The organism is Pseudomonas sp. W15Feb9B (genome assembly GCF_000828175.1).
GTDB classification, from domain to species: Bacteria; Pseudomonadota; Gammaproteobacteria; order Pseudomonadales; family Pseudomonadaceae; genus Aquipseudomonas; species Aquipseudomonas parakoreensis.
The window spans coordinates 206,280-222,774 of sequence record NZ_JTKF01000029.1 but is presented as its reverse complement, the minus strand read 5'-3'; the positions used below and the strand labels follow the sequence as shown (position 1 = coordinate 222,774).

Sequence of the window (16,495 nt, the reverse complement as noted above, 5' to 3'; positions counted from 1 at the left end):
GCTCGAATTTACAGAGTCGCTAACCTTCAATCCGGAACGCACTGCGTTCCGAGTGATTGCGCAGGCCGGCGTTGAAGCTCATTCTCGATCCGTCTTCGCCAAGGACAGGTCCATATGAATTCACGCAGTCCCGCGTTTACGCCCGACACAGCAACCGTGAGCGAACCTTTCAAAGAAGCTGCCGCAGATGGCTTTATGCTCGGCGGCTTCACCTGGCGTCCCGCCCTGCCCGATGCGCAACGCCCGGTAGTCATCATCAACGCCGCCACCTCGGTACGCTGCCGACACTATTCACGCTTCGCCGATTACCTGTTCGCCAACGGCTTCGACGTGATCACCTACGACTATCGAGGCATCGGCGAATCGCGTCCGGCAACCCTGAGAGGCCTTGTGGCTTCATGGACCGACTGGGGCGCGCTGGATTTCGAGGCGATGCTCAAGCGCGCGCAACGAGAGTTCCCCGGCCAGCCCATCGATGTGGTCGGCCACAGTTTCGGCGGTTGCGCGGCGGGACTGGGTGAGTCCGGGCAGGTCATTCGTCGGCTGGTGACGGTCGGCGCGCAGTTCGCTTACTGGCGCGACTACGCGCCGGAACAGCGCTGGCGCATGTTCGGCAAATGGCATGTGCTGATGCCGCTTCTGACGCGCCTCTGTGGCTATTTCCCAGGCAAACACCTTGGCTGGCTGGAGGACACGCCAGCAGGCGTCGTGCGCGACTGGAGCACGCCTGCCGCGCGCTACGAGCAGCGTCCGAGTGGCCGCCGACTGCTGAAAACAACCGGCCGCCTGCCCTTCGCCAATGTCCGCGCGCACATCCTGGCGATCAGCATCAGCGACGACCCGTACGGCACGATCCCGGCCATCGAACGCCTGCTCGGCTACTTCAGTCATGCGCACAAAACCCACCTGCGCATCGCGCCGCAGGACATCGGCGAACAACAAGTCGGACATTTCGCCTTTTTTCGTAGGGCATACCAAGCCACACTATGGCCCATCGCTCTGACCTGGCTGCAAACCGGCGAACTGCCCCCCGACACACCCGGGCGGACAGTGCCGCGCAGCTGAGCCCTTCCCACGCACGACGGAACACACCATGGCCTCCGCCAACAAGCAGCAAAAACGCGCCGCCCGGGCCAAAACCAAGGCCAAGCAGAACCGCACCAAACGCGCCGAGGCGCCGCTCGAGCTGGACCCGAACGATGACCGCATCGACTTCGAATCGGTGGACCTGACCGAGCTGTTCAAGAAAATGATCGACGCCGAGAAGATCAGCCAGCAAGCCATGTGCAGCGCATTCCTCGAAGACCCGCTGCTGGAGCTGGTCTACGAGCAGGAAGGCGAAGAAGGCGCGATGGATTTCATCCTCGCCGCGCTGATCGAGTATCGCCAGTGGTCGCAAGAAACCGACGAAGCCGGCGCCCTGGCGTGGATCGAATCCCCGGCCTTCCAGGCCGACTATGTGGCGGCGTCCGACGCGATCGCCGCACACACCCAACAGAAGAACTGAGTTCCCATGGCATCCCTGAACAAGCAACAGAAACGCGCCAAACGCGCCAAGGCCAAAGCCAAGCACATCCGCATGGTCGGCCGTAAGCCGCTGGACCAGGACGACAACCCCGGGCATCTGGACGAGCCGATCCCGGAATACACCCTGGCGATGTTCAGCAAAATGCGCGACGCCGAAGCCGTCAGTCGCAACGAAATGCTGCTGACCCTGCTGCGCGAACTGGCGTTCATCATCGTTGACCATCCAGAACTGCTGGACATGGAAAACGCCGAGAACGAAGGCATGGCCGCCACTCACCTGGCCGCCGACATGCTGATCGACTACCGCATGTGGGCCGACGGCATGGACATCGAAACCGCCCAGGCCTGGCTGACCGAGCCACAGTTCATCACCGATTTCGGGATTGCGCTGGATACTTACGGCAAGTCGCTGGACACCCAGGAAGACAAGGGCGAATAAACCTCGCGCACAAACAAAAACGGCCGCTCGTCATCACTGACAGCGGCCGTTTTGCATTACGCGTGACGGATCAGTTCAACACCACCGCACCACGGTTTTCCAGCTTGCGGCGGCGCGCCACCAGCAGGCCTGCGGCAACGACCATGAGGCTCAGCAGGCCGGTTGCGAGGATTTCCACGCGGTGGGCTTCCTGGAACAGCATGATGGTCAGGGCCGCGACGATGAAGATGATCACCGCGTAGGTCAGGCCCGGGAACAGCCACATGCTGAAGACGATTTTCTCGCCGCGGGCCATGCGTTGTTTACGCATGCGCAGTTGCGAGAACGCGATCACCAGGTACACCAGCAGCGCGATGGCGCCGGAGCTGGCCAGCAGGAATTCGAACACGGCAGCCGGGGCCACGTAGTTGGCGAAGGTGCAGAGGAACGCCGCGCCGGTCGACAGCATCACCGCCCAGTAAGGTGTGCCGCTTTTGTTGACCCGAGTCGACATCGCCGGTGCGTCACCGCGCTTGCCGAGGGAGAACAACATGCGCGACGAGGTGTACAGCGCCGAGTTCAGGCAACTGGTGACCGCGACCAGCACCACGATGTCGACGATCATTTTCGCGTTCGGAATGCCCATGCGCTCAAGCACGGTCTGGTAAGAACCGAGGTTGGCCAGCGTCGGATCGTTCCACGGCACCAGGGCCACAACGATGAAGATCGAGACGAGGTAGAACAGGCCGATCCGCCAGATCACCGAGTTGGTGGCCTTGGAAATCTGCTTGCCCGGGTTCTTCGATTCCGCAGCCGCGATGGTCACGATTTCGGTTCCCATGAACGAGAACATGGTGGTCAGGATCGCACCCAGTACCGCACCCATGCCGTTTGGCAGGAAGCCGCCGGAGTCGAACAAGTGCGAAACGCCGCTGACCTGACTGTTCGGCAGGAAACCGAAGATCGCCGCGAGGCCGAGGATGATGAAGCCGATGATCGCCAGGACTTTGATCAGGGCAAACCAGAATTCGAATTCACCGTAGTTTTTCACGCTGAACAGGTTGGTCACCGTGAGCAACATGGTGATGACCAAGGCAAAGGCCCAGATCTCCACGCTCGGAAACCAGGCGTGCAGGATGGTCGCGGCAGCGTTGGCTTCCAGTGGAATCACCAATACCCAGAACCACCAGTACAACCAGCCGATGGTGAAGCCAGCCCAGTGCCCGATGGCACGGTCGGCGTACGTCGAGAACGAGCCGGTGTCGGGCGAAGCGACAGCCATTTCACCGAGCATGCGCATCACCAGCACCACCAGGGTACCGGCGGCGGCGTAGGCCAGCAGCACGGCAGGGCCGGCGGCAGCGATGGCGTGGCCGGAGCCAACGAACAGACCGGCGCCGATAACACCGGCGATCGACAACATGGTCACATGACGCGGTTTGAGCCCCTGTTCGAGGCCATTGGAGCTTGGGGTACTGCTCATCGAAACTACCTTTGCGAGGAAAGCGATTGCGTCCGACCTGCCTGATTTTCCTTCTCGTAAAAAGAAACCAACAGGGCGTTCCAGATTCTGCACGCAATAAATGCGCCAAAATGTTTCAAACTCTTCTGGCCCGCGGCTTTGAACGCGACCGGACAGTCATCGCAAGTCCTTAAAATTAATGGCAATTCGCCAGAGCGTTACCCTGCGACTCACTTTTCAAGCGAACAGGCGCACCAGAAACACACTGAAAAAGTGTGAGATGCACAATAAAAGGGCGAATCAGGAACGTTCGGCCGGATAGCGCTTCCAACACCCCGCCAAAGCTGGCAACATCGCGCCTTTTTTTACGCAACACCCACGGGCCTGCACGTTCAAACACCCGTTCGGTTGTTGATGGGGCGACAGTCTGCTGTGCCGATGCGACAACCCGCCACACGCCATCCGCTTACCGCCCGTAGCGCTGTTGGCTGCCATTGAAACGCTATGCTAGCTTGGCCGCCTCGCCAGGAAGGCCCGCCAACAGCAGGAGCGCAACATATATGAGGAACGCACATGGCTGAGGCCACGCCCGCGCTTGAAATCCGCAACTTGCACAAACGCTACGGACAGCTTGAGGTGCTCAAAGGCATCTCGCTGACCGCCCGCGACGGCGATGTGATCTCGATCCTCGGTTCCTCCGGTTCCGGCAAGTCCACGTTCCTGCGTTGCATCAACCTGTTGGAAAACCCGCACCAGGGTCAGATTCTGGTGGCCGGTGAAGAACTCAAGCTCAAGCCCGCCAAGAATGGCGAACTGGTTGCTGCGGATGGCAAACAGATCAACCGCCTGCGTTCCGAGATTGGTTTTGTATTTCAAAACTTTAATCTGTGGCCGCACATGAGCGTGCTCGACAACATCATCGAAGCCCCGCGCCGCGTGCTCGGCCAGAGCAAGGCCGAGGCGATCGAGGTCGCCGAAGCGCTGCTGGCCAAGGTCGGCATCGCCGACAAGCGCCACGCCTACCCGTCGCAATTGTCCGGTGGTCAGCAACAACGCGCCGCGATTGCCCGCACGCTGGCGATGCAGCCGAAGGTGATTCTGTTTGACGAGCCCACCTCTGCCCTTGACCCGGAAATGGTTCAGGAAGTACTTAGTGTCATCCGCGCACTGGCCGAAGAAGGCCGCACCATGCTGTTGGTGACCCACGAAATGGGCTTTGCCCGTCAGGTCTCCAGCGAAGTGGTGTTCCTCCACCAAGGGCTGGTGGAAGAGCAAGGATCGCCTCAGCAGGTGTTCGAAAACCCGCTTTCGGCGCGCTGCAAACAATTCATGTCCAGCAACCGCTAACGGAGCAACATGCATGCAGAATTTTAAAAAGGTCTTCCTGGCCGCCGCCGTCACTCTCGCATTCAGCGCCGGGGCCATGGCCGAGACCCTGAAGATGGGCATCGAAGCGGCTTACCCGCCGTTCAACAACAAAGACGCCAGCGGCAACGTGGTCGGCTTCGACAAAGACATCGGCGACGCCCTGTGCGCCAAGATGAAAGTCGAGTGCTCGGTTGTCACCTCTGACTGGGACGGCATCATCCCTGCGCTGAACGCCAAGAAGTTCGACTTCCTGGTGTCCTCGCTGTCGATCACCGAAGAGCGCAAGGGCGCGGTGGACTTCACCGACCCGTACTACTCGAACAAGCTGCAGTTCATCGCGCCGAAAGATAAAGAGTTCAAAACCGATAAGGATTCGCTCAAAGGCAAGATCATCGGCACCCAGCGCGCCACCCTCGCGGGCACCTGGCTTGAGGACACTTACGGCAGCGATATCGAAGTCAAACTCTACGACACCCAGGAAAACGCCTACCTGGACCTGACCTCCGGTCGCGTCGACGCCATCCTCGCCGACAAGTACGCCAACTACGACTGGCTGAAAACCGATGCAGGCAAGGCCTACGAGTTCAAAGGCGACCCGGTCGTGGAAAGCGACAAAATCGGCATCGCCGTGCGCAAAGGAGACCCGCTGCGCGAGAAGCTGAACGCCGCACTGAAGGAAATCGTCGCCGACGGTACCTACAAGAAGATCAACGACAAGTATTTCCCGTTCAGCATCTATTGATCTGACCTGCGGGACCGGCGCCATCCACCGACGGCGCCGGCTCCCGGCCTTGCCTGCCGCGATTTGAAAAGAAATCCATGATTATCGACCTCTACGGATTCGGCCCGGCCCTCGCCGCCGGTGCGCTGATGACCGTCAAACTGGCGCTGACGGCCCTGTGCCTGGGACTGGTACTCGGTCTGCTCGGCGCCTTGGCCAAGACTTCCCCGTACAAGCCGCTGCAGTGGCTTGGCGGCACTTATTCGACCCTGGTGCGTGGCGTCCCGGAATTGCTCTGGGTGCTGTTGATCTACTTCGGTACGGTCAACCTTATGCGTAGCCTCGGTGAGTTTTTCGGTAACCCCGACCTGCAACTCAGCGCCTTTGCCGCTGGCGTAATCGCGCTGGGTCTGTGCTTCGGCGCCTACGCCACGGAAGTGTTCCGCGGCGCGATCCTCGCCATTCCCAAAGGCCACCGTGAAGCCGGTGTGGCGCTGGGCCTGTCGAAATGGCGGATCTTCACCAAACTGATCATGCCGCAGATGTGGCGCATCGCCCTGCCCGGCCTGGGCAACCTGTTCATGATCCTGATGAAAGACACCGCGCTGGTGTCAGTCATCGGTCTGGAAGAAATCATGCGTCACGCGCAGATCGGCGTGACCGTGTCGAAACAACCGTTCACCTTCTATCTGGTGGCCGCAGTCATGTACCTCGGCCTGACGGTGCTGGCGATGACCGGCATGCACTTCCTGGAAAAACGCGCCGCTCGCGGCTTTGCGAGGAGCGCTTCATGAACTGGGAAGTGATCATCAAGTGGCTGCCGAAACTGGCGCAGGGCGCGACCCTGACCTTGGAGCTGGTGGCGATTGCCGTGATTGCCGGCCTGCTGCTGGCGATTCCGCTGGGCATCGCCCGCTCGTCGAAGCTGTGGTACGTGCGCGCCTTGCCCTACGCCTACATCTTCTTTTTCCGTGGCACACCGCTGCTGGTGCAACTGTTCCTCGTCTATTACGGCCTGGCGCAGTTCGATGCGGTGCGCAGCAGCGCGCTGTGGCCGTACCTGCGCGATCCGTTCTGGTGTACCACCGCGACCATGACCCTGCACACGGCGGCGTACATCGCGGAGATCCTGCGTGGCGCGATCCAGGCGATTCCGCCGGGCGAAATCGAAGCGGCGCGAGCACTGGGCATGTCCAAGCCCAAGGCGATGTTCTACATCATGCTGCCGCGTGCAGCGCGCATCGGCCTGCCGGCCTACAGCAACGAAGTGATCCTGATGCTCAAGGCCAGCGCACTGGCGAGCACCGTGACTCTGCTTGAACTGACCGGCATGGCCCGCACGATCATCGCCCGCACCTACCTGCCGGTGGAAATCTTCTTCGCCGCCGGCGTGTTCTATCTGCTGATGTCCTACGTGCTGGTGCGCGGCTTCAAGCTGCTGGAGCGCTGGTTGCGCGTCGATGCCTGCCAAGGGCGTTGAAACTTCCCACGTGCTGACGGGCGAGGAGTTACTCGCCCGCTTCACCGCGCTGGATGATTTTCTTACGGCGCATCAGGCGCTGTGGAAACCTCGTCCGTTCACTCATCTTTCGCTTCCATGGGAAACCGCCTACCCCGAATTGGCTTCGTGGCTACGCGGACGGTCACTGGAAGATGCAGAGCGGGCGCACAACCATCCTGCCGATCTCGTCGATGCCCCGGAGCCGTTCGCCTCTTTGGCGGCGTTGTCGGCTGAGCTGAGCGCAGTGGGTGAGTTGCCGGGACATGCGCTGGAAACTGCAGGCCATCGATTGAATGTCGACGTGCCGGGACGCAAGTGGCAGCAGATTGAAGCGTTCGGCAGCCGTTTGTCTTTCGCCTCGCCGCCAACGCATTGGCTGGACTGGTGTTCCGGCAAGGGGCATTTGGGCCGGCGCCTGCTGGGCGCCGGGCAACAGCTGACCTGTGTTGAATACGATCCGACGCTGGTCGCCAGCGGTCAGGCATTGAGTCAGCGCCATCATTTGCACGCCTTGCATGTCGAGCAGGATGTGCTGGCAGCAGACGCCACAACTGCTTTGAGCGCTCAACACACCCCGGTCGCCCTGCACGCCTGCGGCGACCTGCATGTGCGCCTGATGCAACTGGCGAGCGCTGCCGGATGTCAGCAGATGGCCATCGCCCCGTGCTGCTACAACCGGATCAATCGCGGCGAGTACCACGCATTGTCCTCAGCGGGTTTGCGATCCGCCCTACAGCTCTCGCTCGAAGATCTGGCGCTGCCCATGAGCGAAACCGTCACCGCCGGTGCACGGGTCCGACGTCAGCGCGACACCTCCATGGCCCGACGTTTGGCCTTTGATCTGCTGCAACGACAAGTGCGCGGAGTAGACGAATACTTGCCCACCCCGTCCCTGCCCAGCGCCTGGCTGGACAAAACCTTCGCCGATTACTGCCGCGATTTGGCAGCACTGAAAGAGTTATCCACAGTCGGCACGCCAGATTGGCAGGCACTGGAAGCCGCCGGTTGGCAGCGATTGGCCGAAGTTCGCAACCTGGAATTACTGCGCGGACTATTCCGACGACCACTGGAGCTTTGGCTGATTCTTGATCGAGCCATTTTCCTCGCCGAACAGGGGTACGTCGTACGACTCGGCACCTTCTGCGACAGCTCGCTGACGCCGCGTAATTTTCTGCTGCTGGCCGAACGCGCCTGAAACTTTTACAGCCTGTGGATAACTCTGTTGATGGTTTTCCCGTGGATCCAATATCCACGGCCATTGCATGACCAAAACAGCATTGGTCATTTTTTGTTCATATTGATAAAAAACCTGTAAAACAGGGCTTTGCACACAAAATGAGAATGTGTCCACAAAATCCCCTGCAACGCCAAGGTCGCGCCGACCCGTTGTGCATAAGCTTCCAATCAAAAGGACATAAACGGGGGAAATGGGTGCTTGAACAGCGCAGAAATCCTGCCAACACTCGCCCGCTGGATTGACGTCGAACAGCCCGATTTTGCGGCTTAAAACCCAGCGACATAGCCCATGCCGCGCCTGATACAGCGCGTGCGTAAAAATAGTCTGAATTCAGGGGTTTACAGAACCCACCCAATCGCTATAATCGTCGCCCACACGCCGGTATAGCTCAGTTGGTAGAGCAACTGACTTGTAATCAGTAGGTCCCGGGTTCGACTCCTGGTGCCGGCACCATACAAAACGAAGCCCCTGCAGAAATGCAGGGGCTTTGTTGTTTCTGGCGTTTGAATATGAAAAGCGCAACAGCTGAGTGATCATGACTTTGACCCTGAGGTTATGAGCGCTCACCCTATCTAAAAGATCTTTGCTGTAGATCGCGGCAACCCACACAAGACCGCCTGACTTCATCAGCGCAAAAGGCCTCCCCATGGAGCAAAGCCAACAATCTGCAGACACGCCATTCAGCACCTTGTCAGCAGTTGAGATATCGAACTCCCCCACCGACAAAATTCAAATAAGCGAACGCTGAAGATCCGTCACAAGTTGATACGCGAAGTTGATTTTGACGCAGAGCTTTGCGCATAAACTCGCCGCCGACAACATGGAACAGGGAGTCAACTGATGTCTACATGCAAAAAAGCCTTGGAAATCCGCGAAGCATTTGAGGAGGCCGGAAACGCGCTCTCGTTATTCATCGATCTGTGCACATCTGATATTCAACTCACCCAACGCAGCATACTGGCCTTGTCGGCTTATGGCAGAACCTGCATGAACACCTTTGAGGACGCCGAACGCTGGTTGCGCAGTCAAGACGAGGCACGAGCCAACGTCCTCCCTGAACAGACCAAAGCAGGGAAATAAGGGACAGACCACTTTTTGAGCTGAGACTGTGGTCTGACTCTATTTTTCCCCACCTTATTTTGCTCGTGTCACTACGGAGCTTAGGTTGGCGAAAACGCTTTGAGAAACCCCGGCCTTCCTTTGCTCTTCAGTGGCCGCCGAGAGCGGCAGCAGCGTTACGCGCGAGGCCTTTCCAGCCATCATCTGACGTACAGATTCCATCACGTCCGTCTGAAATCGCCCTAGTTCATTTGCCATGCCTTTTTTTCGCCTTCAGCTATTTTCTCCAACGCACGCTTGCTGAACTTATGCAGCTTGAACCGAAAGCGAAATCCGCCTTCCAAGTTGCTGCAACGCACGCTCAACATTCTCGATTTTGGAGTGATGCAGAAAATCTACCAAGCGATCGACCTGAGGCCGTTGTACGCCGAGACGACGTGCCAACTCGGCCTTGCTTAAACCTGACTCCAAAAGCGTATTCCACAGAGCAACCTTTGCTGCAGTCAGCGCAGGCAGACGCAATACGACGTCACTTGCCTGTTCTCCTGCCTGCCCGGTCGGAATCAACCGGCGATCATCAACGTATATCGAGAGCGCCGTCTCGATTGCATCAATGGCGGTGTCCAACGCTTGCTCGAGGGTGTCGCCAACGGCGTGCATCTCAGGAATTTCTGCGCAGGTCAGCCAGACACTGCCCGGCTCTTCGTGAACTTCCAACGCATATTCGAACATCACACTTCCTCAGATGGGTACAGCCGGGTCTCAATCCTTGAGGCCCAGCTGCTTGATTATCGATTTTCTCAACCCTTCGCCCATTTCCTTGGCTCCATGGTCGGGAAACACAGTTGATTTGCCATTCAAGGAAACCTTGAAGTGACTGCCCTTGCCGGTTTGAAACTCAACGCCTTGGGCTTTCAACCATCGCCGAAACTCGCTGTACTTCATGTGCATCACTCGCCGTTTCGGTAAAGCGAATGTGCAACATATTTGCTGCGATCGCAACATAAGTGTTGCACTACACAGAGATGGCAACGGCCACCACCTGGCCACGATTGCGCCCCCGTCCTCCGCAAGCTACCGTCAAACCCGTCGCTGCCAATTCAGCGACCGGGCCTGAGAACCCGCGTAAGATACAGGCGCACCAGCGCCTAAAATCACGATTGCCGGCGCTTTTTTGTGTCCGCACTCACGTGTAATGGCGGCTGTGCGTGGGAGACCTTCGGGTCTGCCGGGTTCCTGTATCTCCGGTTTCTCAGCCTGCGCATAGCTGTCACCCTTTCGCCTGAGAACGAAAATGGCGGCTCTCATTTGATACAGGGAGTTCACAAATGAATGCCATCGATCCATCCGTAATCCGCCGCGCTGCCACACCGGTCACCTCACACCACGCCTTACGTACGGCAGGTGAAGCGAAATGACCGACTACCTCGATTTGAAAACCCCAGGCCTCACGCACTTTTCCTTCCAGGCCAATCAAGCGCTGTTCCGCACCAATCGTGGTGTGCCATTAATCGCCGCCCTTTCGCACGCCTCACACTTGCTTCACATCTCGAAGCTACTCACTGCAGATTCCACAGTCTCTCGCGACCCTGATCTTCACGCTTATGCCTCACAGTATTTGCAGGAATTGAGCAAGGCGCTGATCGATGATGTCGTGAAAGTGATGGATGCGCCGCCGGACAAGCCGTTGATGTAAATCACCCACATGAAGCCCTCGTTGATGCGAGGGCTTCTTGTGTTTCAAACCTGACTGATCTCAAACACAAACGAAATCCTGCGTTGACTCGCACTCCACACATACCGCAAATGCTTGCCCTGCTTCGGAATCGATACCGCCGGCGGCCGAAACGCGGCGACGCATTCATGGCCCGGCAGACGAACGCTGTTGTAGAGCAGGCCCCAGGATTCAGACTCGCGCAGTTGTCGGGCAAACGCCTGTGACGGGCCATAGGCTTCCGGATCGGGTTGATGCAAATGTGCAAAACCATCACGAACATCGTGCAGCGGCTTAACCACACGATTGACGTAAGTACGCATGGTCAACTCAAGATCCGCTTCGTTGGTGGCCGCGAGGAAACGTTCCTGGTGATAGCAGGTTTCGGCGATGGCCGCGGCCTGGCTGCTGGCGGCGTAGTAGACGCCGAAGGTGCCATCGGTGAAGCGGCTGCTTTTGCCGATGTGGGTAAACGCCGCCATCACCGGGGTTGAACCGGGGCCGGAGAGCCGATCTTCGGGGCGCACGCGGGCGAGGACGCCGGCCTGCTCGATCAGGCGATCATTGGTCAGTGCTTCCAGCGCGTAGGCGACTTCCAGGTCTTCGGGGTCGAGCACGTCTTCGAACAACGCAATCGGCGGGAAGCTGCTGTTGACGATCCGGTAGGCCTTCGGCCATTGCGGCTCGGCCAGCGGCGGGGCCTTCAACCGCGCACCCCGTCGAGGTAGCGGCGTACGTCGGCGATGTCGACCACCCTCCCCGCCAGCATGTAATCCAGCGCGGTCCGGCCATTGAATGGCGCAGCCGTGTTGGGGCTGCTGACCCATGTATAGGCGCGCTCGCGGCTATTGCTGAAGATGATGCTCAGCGCCTTGTGAATACCCATCAGGTAGGAGATCCGCTCAAGGGTGTCGTTAGGCAGACGTATGTTCGGCAGGTGTTTGTACTTGTAGAACGTGGTGTTGCCGACGCCGCCCAGCAGCGTGCGCTGCTGCTCGGCGTTGCAACCCCAGCGCTCCATGAGGTTGAAGAAGAACTTCAGCGCGACGCGCCCGGCCTCGGGGACGTCGAGTTGTTCACGCGGGGTGAGGGCTGGGGATGAGGTAGGCATAGACGCCTCCTGATTTTTTGTCTTAGCTGAAGACTAGTACATAACTGTAATTTTTTTGAGTTTTGATACACAAACGAACAATCGTAACTATCAACGCATAGACGCCGGAGTTAAGCCCGGCTGATGTATTTCTGCGCTATTTAAACAATTCTGAATGGCTCCCTAGATCCACAAACGTGATCAGGTCTGGGCGCGTGTTCTCGTAAATCATCAGAAAATCGCCACCGATATGACACTCGCGGAATCCAGACCAATCTCCAGTCAGCGCATGATCCAGATATTCTGCCGGTAACTGCTGCCCCAAAAACAACATCGCCATCACCTTCCGGACGTCGTTCATGTCTCGCCTTCCGGCGCGGTTATAACGATCCCAAGACTTCTTGAATTCAGAAGTCTGCGCACACTGTTTAGGCCGATCAGCGCGTTTTTGCGTTTTCTCCGGTTTCGCCATCAGCAGTCCTCAGCATGTCGTCTATCGAGTCGAAACGCTGACGGATTTCTCGTGCTTCCATCATTGCGCGGGCCGTTTTCTCTGATGGAACTCGCACCTCGAAGGGAAGCCCCTGAGTGGCAACAACCTGCCGCAGAAAAAGTCGCATGGCGTCGCTAATGCTCAGCCCGCAAGCGTTCAAGACTTCAGTGGCACGCGCTTTCAAATCCTCATCAATGCGGCAGCGCACATCGGTAGTTTTCAGTAGTGCAGCCATTTCCATTACCTCATCGTGATTTTGTAGCTACATAAGCGCTACCTCTACATTGTTGTCGGAGGGATCTTCGTCGGTCAACGCGAAGTTGATAGGTGGTTATCTACCGCCATGGCTCGCATGCCAGACGACCATTTCAACTCCTTTGACAGGTAGGTGCTATCAGCTGAATCGTTACTTTTCCTGAGACCTATCTGCGCATGACGCAGGGAAAAACCCCGGATGATGTAAGCTGTTTCTCTTCAAAAAAAATCGTCCCACGCATCAAAACCACGCACTTTTCTTGACCCCAATCACCCCCACGTCATCAAAAATCCCGATCCTGTGTCAGCTTCCAGCCATCGGCAGGGACATCAATTCGCTACTAAACCCGCGACAACTATGCTCAGGTGCTGGAATATAGCCGGCATATGACGCCGGACCGGCAGTCTCGTAAACAACAATACCCAGCCCACTTCAGAGGGCATTACCCATGGATAGCAGAACCTTACGCAACCTCATGCGCATCGTGCAGACCGGCTCGTTGTCGGCCGCAGCCGAGCATTCGTGCCTGACTGTGCAGGCCCTGGCCGCGCAGTTGAACAAGGTCGAAGAGCAGTTCGGTTTCCGCTTGTTTCGACGTTCCAACAAAGGGTTGACGCTTACGCCGCAAGGCACGGAGCTGACGCCCTACATGGACAAAGTGCTGATTGCCACGCGACAGATGGAAGAAAAGGTCGAGGCGCTCAAGGTACCCGGCCAGCGCACATTGAAGGTTGCGTTGAACAACACGTTGTCGTCTGACTTCAACCGGCGAATGATCGGACGCCTGATTGAGGTGTTTCCCGATTACCAGATGGAATTCAGCTACGCCGAGTCGATGGAAAACCTCAGCAAGCTGAAGAATGAGGACTTTGACCTCGCGGTGCTGATCGGCCCGCAGCGGCCGGGTTTGCCGAGCATTGTTTTGCCGGATGTGCAGGTGCAGGTGGTCGGTGCCCATTGCGGGCAGGAAAACGATCCACTGACGTTGCTGGGCAACAAGTTTCAGGTGCGTCCTGCGGAAGATTGTCCGTATTCCCACAGCTTCCTGCGTTTTCTCGACGCCGGACTGGGCAATCACGAGAACGGTCAGCGCATGGTTTATTCCTGCAGCGAGACGCTGACGCTGTCGTTGATCACGCAGATGGACGCGGTCGGCATGGTGTCGCGTGAGGCCGCGCAAAAGAACGGCCTGACGATCTTCCCCGGTTTCGAGGATTTTCTCGAAGTGCGTCTGGCGGTGAACAACCCTAACCTGTCAGGCCAGGCCCTGAACGACGTGGTCGATCTGCCGCTACATGAACGAGCCGAGCGCAATGTACGCAGCCGTCCCAACCGCCACACTGAGAAAGAGGTTTTTGCTGAAATACGCACATAACAACGTCGGAATGGCTGCATAAAATTCCGGGCGATCGAGCTGTAGGTGCTGATCCTTGATCAACAAGGGTGTCAGGCTGATCGCAGCGACGATCGCCACCGGCAGGTATTCCAGCGCCCGCGCAACGAATGGCGGCCAGTGCTCGGTGTTGACTTGCAGCGGCAGCGCGCGTGGCAGGAAGGTCACGGCCATCATCAGCGCGACCACCAGGATCAGGAACGTTTGGTCAGGCATACACCCACTCCGCAGCCCACAAACGTGGCGATGAATACGTTGAATGGCGAAGTGCCGACCAGGCTCAGCGCGCCCATGCAAACGACGGCAGCCGCGGCGGCGATGAGTTTGTTGCGGGTGTTGCACAGCGACACCAGCACGTAGAGCATCATCGCGGTCAGTGCGTAGTCGAGCTGATATTTGATCAGGTGCGATGCATATTGCGCGCAGACGGCACCCAACAATCCGCCCAGCACCCATGAGGTGTGGCAGAACAGGTTGAAGCCGATCAGGTAACGGATGTTGACCGGCGCGCCGGTGCCCAGCTTGACGCTGTGAAACGCGAAGGATTCGTCGGTCAGTCCACCGGCGTAGGCCCAGCGTTCCATGCGGCTGAGGCCCAGTGCGCGCAGGGCCTTGGCCATGTACACCGACATCAGCATGTGCCGCGCATTGATCAGGAAGGTGGTCAATACGATGGTGGTCAGCGAAGCACCGCTGGAGATCAGCGCCAGCGCGGCGAATTGCGAAGCGCCGGCGTAGACGAATAAACACATCGCCACCGGCAGCCACATCGGCAGCCCGGCATTGACGGCCATCAGCCCGAACACGAATGACACCGTGAAGTAACCGGCCACCACCGGGCTGGCTTCGGCAAACGTGCGCGATGGCTGATGGGCAGCCATCAGCGGCGCACTGCCGGACGTTTCATTCATAGATCCCTCTCAAATGTCCGCTCGCCGTGGGGTTCGCAAAAACCCTGGGCAGTCCAGAATCGCTTGCCCGCGAGGTTAGCATCGTCGACGAACAGAAACATCCGTAATACACCGACCCGTTTCATGTCGGACGACGCCGCTTCCACCAGCCGCTGGCCGACGCCTTGGCTGCGATAGCGTGGGCTGACCGCCAAGTGGTTGATGGTGCCGCGACTACCAAGCATGCCGCCGAGCACCGCACCGACGATCTCGCCCGCGACATCGAAGGCCAAATAGGCCGTGGTGGTCTTCTGGATCAACACGCCGCGCAGGCATTTGGCATCCTGCCATTCGCAGAACGACACTTCGTCGAACTGGCGGAAGAAGCGCTCCATGCGCTGCGCGTCCTTGGCGGTGGCGCGTCGCAGCACCACCGGCGTCGAGCACTCGACGCCGTCGATTGGGGTGATCTGATTAGCGAACAATGTCGAAAGCGGTCCCGGGCCGCGAGAAGGAAATCGCCAGAATCTGCCGGTACGCCATGGCATGCGTGTGAGGGTTGCGCGCGGGGGTTACGTAGTGGCGCATATCGCGATCAAGGAAGTAGGTGGTGTCGAGAATTTCCTGGTAGGTGGTCGACGCCAATTGATGCTCGTGGATATCGTAAAGACGACTCTCCGCCCCCTCGACATTGTTGCGCCCCCAGAAGTGCACGCCGCTGAACGGATAACCGTCGCAGTGGATACCTTCCGGGGTGATTTCCAGTTGCTTGCCGGGTTTGATCTCGATGCGGATCTGATGGATCTGGCATTGCCAGATTTCATCGTGCAGTTCTTCCGGCAGCACGCTTTTGTACACTTCAAAATCGGTGTCGATCAGGCTGCGCATCACCGGCGAAGTGATCACTTCATCAGAGAAGTCCTGAAAGTGCCGCACAACACCGCCCACGTAGGCGTTGTTTTCCTTGGACTGCACGTAGGCGCGATGCTCGAGTTGCTTGAGCTCACGTGTTTTCGGGTTGTATTCAAAGTCGCTGTAACGACGGTAACGCATGCCGGCTTCGGCCTGACCGTAGTAACTGTCAGGCTCCATGTTTTCCCAACTTTTGGTCAGTCTGACGAAGTCGGCAAAATGACCGTAGAGATTGAAGTCACCACCCTGGACGTTGACATATTTGTCGCGCCGTAGCGATTCGCCCACTTCTCTGTTCAAAACGATCATTACCAAATTCTCCGCTGCGTTGAGCGGCCTAATCTATTAGGTGGAGAATTTGCGTCCATGAGAAAGAATTTCAGGCATTTAAAGCCCTGTTTGAAACGGTACTTGAAGGCGCTTCAAAACAACTTTTACGTGACAAAAACACGGG

22 protein-coding genes and 1 tRNA gene are annotated in these 16,495 nt (G+C 58.2%); 12 read left to right on the top strand and 11 right to left on the bottom strand.

Going from position 1 to position 16,495, the window contains the following annotated elements:
* The first annotated feature begins 114 nt into the window (after window positions 1-114).
* From OC71_RS16415 to OC71_RS16405, 3 genes are read left to right on the top strand one after another with little or no spacing between them, the layout of a single operon-like run.
* Window positions 115-1,065: an alpha/beta fold hydrolase gene (locus tag OC71_RS16415; RefSeq protein ID WP_041071363.1), complete on the top strand. Its 951-nt coding sequence runs from the start codon at window positions 115-117 to the stop codon at window positions 1,063-1,065.
* Window positions 1,066-1,093: 28 nt separating this feature from the next.
* A complete protein-coding gene (locus tag OC71_RS16410; RefSeq protein ID WP_041071360.1) occupies window positions 1,094-1,507 on the top strand; it encodes a hypothetical protein in 414 nt (137 codons plus the stop codon).
* A gap of 6 nt (window positions 1,508-1,513) precedes the next feature.
* Entirely contained in the window at window positions 1,514-1,966 is a 453-nt protein-coding gene (locus OC71_RS16405; RefSeq protein WP_041071357.1) for a hypothetical protein, read from the top strand.
* A gap of 70 nt (window positions 1,967-2,036) precedes the next feature.
* On the opposite strand, the gene gabP is transcribed toward OC71_RS16405, so the two are convergent.
* On the bottom strand, window positions 2,037-3,428 hold the full coding sequence (gene gabP, locus OC71_RS16400; RefSeq protein WP_041071354.1) for a GABA permease: 1,392 nt from the start codon (window positions 3,426-3,428) through the stop codon (window positions 2,037-2,039).
* A gap of 552 nt (window positions 3,429-3,980) precedes the next feature.
* Between gabP and OC71_RS16395 the strand changes: the two genes are divergently transcribed.
* From OC71_RS16395 to OC71_RS16365, 7 genes are all read left to right on the top strand, one after another.
* The gene (locus tag OC71_RS16395; protein WP_041071351.1) at window positions 3,981-4,754 is read left to right on the top strand and encodes an ABC transporter ATP-binding protein; all 774 of its coding nucleotides are present in this window, start codon (window positions 3,981-3,983) and stop codon (window positions 4,752-4,754) included.
* A 13-nt stretch (window positions 4,755-4,767) separates the two neighbouring features.
* Window positions 4,768-5,517 carry an ABC transporter substrate-binding protein gene (locus OC71_RS16390; RefSeq protein WP_041071347.1) on the top strand — a complete coding sequence of 250 codons (750 nt, stop codon included), beginning with the start codon at window positions 4,768-4,770 and terminating at the stop codon, window positions 5,515-5,517.
* 77 nt (window positions 5,518-5,594) lie between these two features.
* Entirely contained in the window at window positions 5,595-6,290 is a 696-nt protein-coding gene (locus tag OC71_RS16385; protein ID WP_007961693.1) for an ABC transporter permease, read from the top strand.
* On the top strand, window positions 6,287-6,976 hold the full coding sequence (locus tag OC71_RS16380) for an ABC transporter permease (protein WP_003220713.1): 690 nt from the start codon (window positions 6,287-6,289) through the stop codon (window positions 6,974-6,976). The genes OC71_RS16385 and OC71_RS16380 overlap by 4 nt, the downstream gene beginning before the upstream one ends.
* Window positions 6,957-8,192: a methyltransferase gene (locus OC71_RS16375; protein WP_041071342.1), complete on the top strand. Its 1,236-nt coding sequence runs from the start codon at window positions 6,957-6,959 to the stop codon at window positions 8,190-8,192. The genes OC71_RS16380 and OC71_RS16375 overlap by 20 nt, the downstream gene beginning before the upstream one ends.
* Window positions 8,193-8,611: 419 nt before the next feature.
* A tRNA-Thr gene (locus OC71_RS16370) sits at window positions 8,612-8,687 on the top strand.
* Between the two features lie 387 nt (window positions 8,688-9,074).
* A complete protein-coding gene (locus OC71_RS16365) occupies window positions 9,075-9,314 on the top strand; it encodes a hypothetical protein (protein WP_041071339.1) in 240 nt (79 codons plus the stop codon).
* Window positions 9,315-9,599: 285 nt separating this feature from the next.
* On the opposite strand, the gene OC71_RS16355 is transcribed toward OC71_RS16365, so the two are convergent.
* Both OC71_RS16355 and OC71_RS16350 read right to left on the bottom strand, forming a co-directional pair.
* Window positions 9,600-10,025 carry a type II toxin-antitoxin system HicB family antitoxin gene (locus OC71_RS16355; protein WP_041071336.1) on the bottom strand — a complete coding sequence of 142 codons (426 nt, stop codon included), beginning with the start codon at window positions 10,023-10,025 and terminating at the stop codon, window positions 9,600-9,602.
* Between the two features lie 30 nt (window positions 10,026-10,055).
* Entirely contained in the window at window positions 10,056-10,238 is a 183-nt protein-coding gene (locus tag OC71_RS16350; protein ID WP_041071532.1) for a type II toxin-antitoxin system HicA family toxin, read from the bottom strand.
* 469 nt (window positions 10,239-10,707) lie between these two features.
* Between OC71_RS16350 and OC71_RS16345 the strand changes: the two genes are divergently transcribed.
* On the top strand, window positions 10,708-10,989 hold the full coding sequence (locus tag OC71_RS16345) for a DUF3077 domain-containing protein (RefSeq protein ID WP_041071333.1): 282 nt from the start codon (window positions 10,708-10,710) through the stop codon (window positions 10,987-10,989).
* Window positions 10,990-11,033: 44 nt separating this feature from the next.
* On the opposite strand, the gene OC71_RS16340 is transcribed toward OC71_RS16345, so the two are convergent.
* The 4 genes from OC71_RS16340 to OC71_RS16325 all read right to left on the bottom strand — a co-directional run bounded on the left by OC71_RS16340 (window position 11,034) and on the right by OC71_RS16325 (window position 12,825).
* Complete coding sequence (locus tag OC71_RS16340) at window positions 11,034-11,714, bottom strand: RES family NAD+ phosphorylase (RefSeq protein WP_041071330.1); 681 nt, start codon at window positions 11,712-11,714, stop codon at window positions 11,034-11,036.
* A complete protein-coding gene (locus tag OC71_RS16335) occupies window positions 11,711-12,118 on the bottom strand; it encodes an MbcA/ParS/Xre antitoxin family protein (protein ID WP_041071327.1) in 408 nt (135 codons plus the stop codon). The genes OC71_RS16340 and OC71_RS16335 overlap by 4 nt, the downstream gene beginning before the upstream one ends.
* A 136-nt stretch (window positions 12,119-12,254) precedes the next feature.
* On the bottom strand, window positions 12,255-12,569 hold the full coding sequence (locus OC71_RS16330) for a type II toxin-antitoxin system YafQ family toxin (RefSeq protein WP_041071324.1): 315 nt from the start codon (window positions 12,567-12,569) through the stop codon (window positions 12,255-12,257).
* Window positions 12,535-12,825, bottom strand: a complete 291-nt coding sequence (locus tag OC71_RS16325) for a type II toxin-antitoxin system RelB/DinJ family antitoxin (RefSeq protein ID WP_034151912.1) — start codon at window positions 12,823-12,825, stop codon at window positions 12,535-12,537. Before OC71_RS16325 ends, OC71_RS16330 begins: the two co-directional genes overlap by 35 nt.
* Window positions 12,826-13,294: 469 nt before the next feature.
* On the opposite strand from OC71_RS16325, the gene OC71_RS16320 reads away from it, so the two are divergent.
* Window positions 13,295-14,221 (top strand): LysR family transcriptional regulator, encoded by a 927-nt coding sequence (locus OC71_RS16320; RefSeq protein ID WP_007961685.1) that lies wholly within the window; start codon window positions 13,295-13,297, stop codon window positions 14,219-14,221.
* Here the strand turns inward: OC71_RS16320 and OC71_RS16315 are convergent.
* From OC71_RS16315 to OC71_RS16300, 4 genes are all read right to left on the bottom strand, one after another.
* Complete coding sequence (locus OC71_RS16315; RefSeq protein ID WP_003220702.1) at window positions 14,138-14,455, bottom strand: AzlD domain-containing protein; 318 nt, start codon at window positions 14,453-14,455, stop codon at window positions 14,138-14,140. The two genes, OC71_RS16320 and OC71_RS16315, sit on opposite strands and share 84 nt — an antisense overlap.
* Window positions 14,434-15,150, bottom strand: a complete 717-nt coding sequence (locus OC71_RS16310; RefSeq protein ID WP_027611235.1) for an AzlC family ABC transporter permease — start codon at window positions 15,148-15,150, stop codon at window positions 14,434-14,436. The genes OC71_RS16315 and OC71_RS16310 overlap by 22 nt, the downstream gene beginning before the upstream one ends.
* Complete coding sequence (locus OC71_RS16305) at window positions 15,147-15,524, bottom strand: GNAT family N-acetyltransferase (RefSeq protein ID WP_008080517.1); 378 nt, start codon at window positions 15,522-15,524, stop codon at window positions 15,147-15,149. Before OC71_RS16305 ends, OC71_RS16310 begins: the two co-directional genes overlap by 4 nt.
* A gap of 79 nt (window positions 15,525-15,603) precedes the next feature.
* The gene (locus OC71_RS16300; protein ID WP_041071315.1) at window positions 15,604-16,350 is read right to left on the bottom strand and encodes a 2OG-Fe dioxygenase family protein; all 747 of its coding nucleotides are present in this window, start codon (window positions 16,348-16,350) and stop codon (window positions 15,604-15,606) included.
* Window positions 16,351-16,495 lie beyond the last annotated feature (145 nt).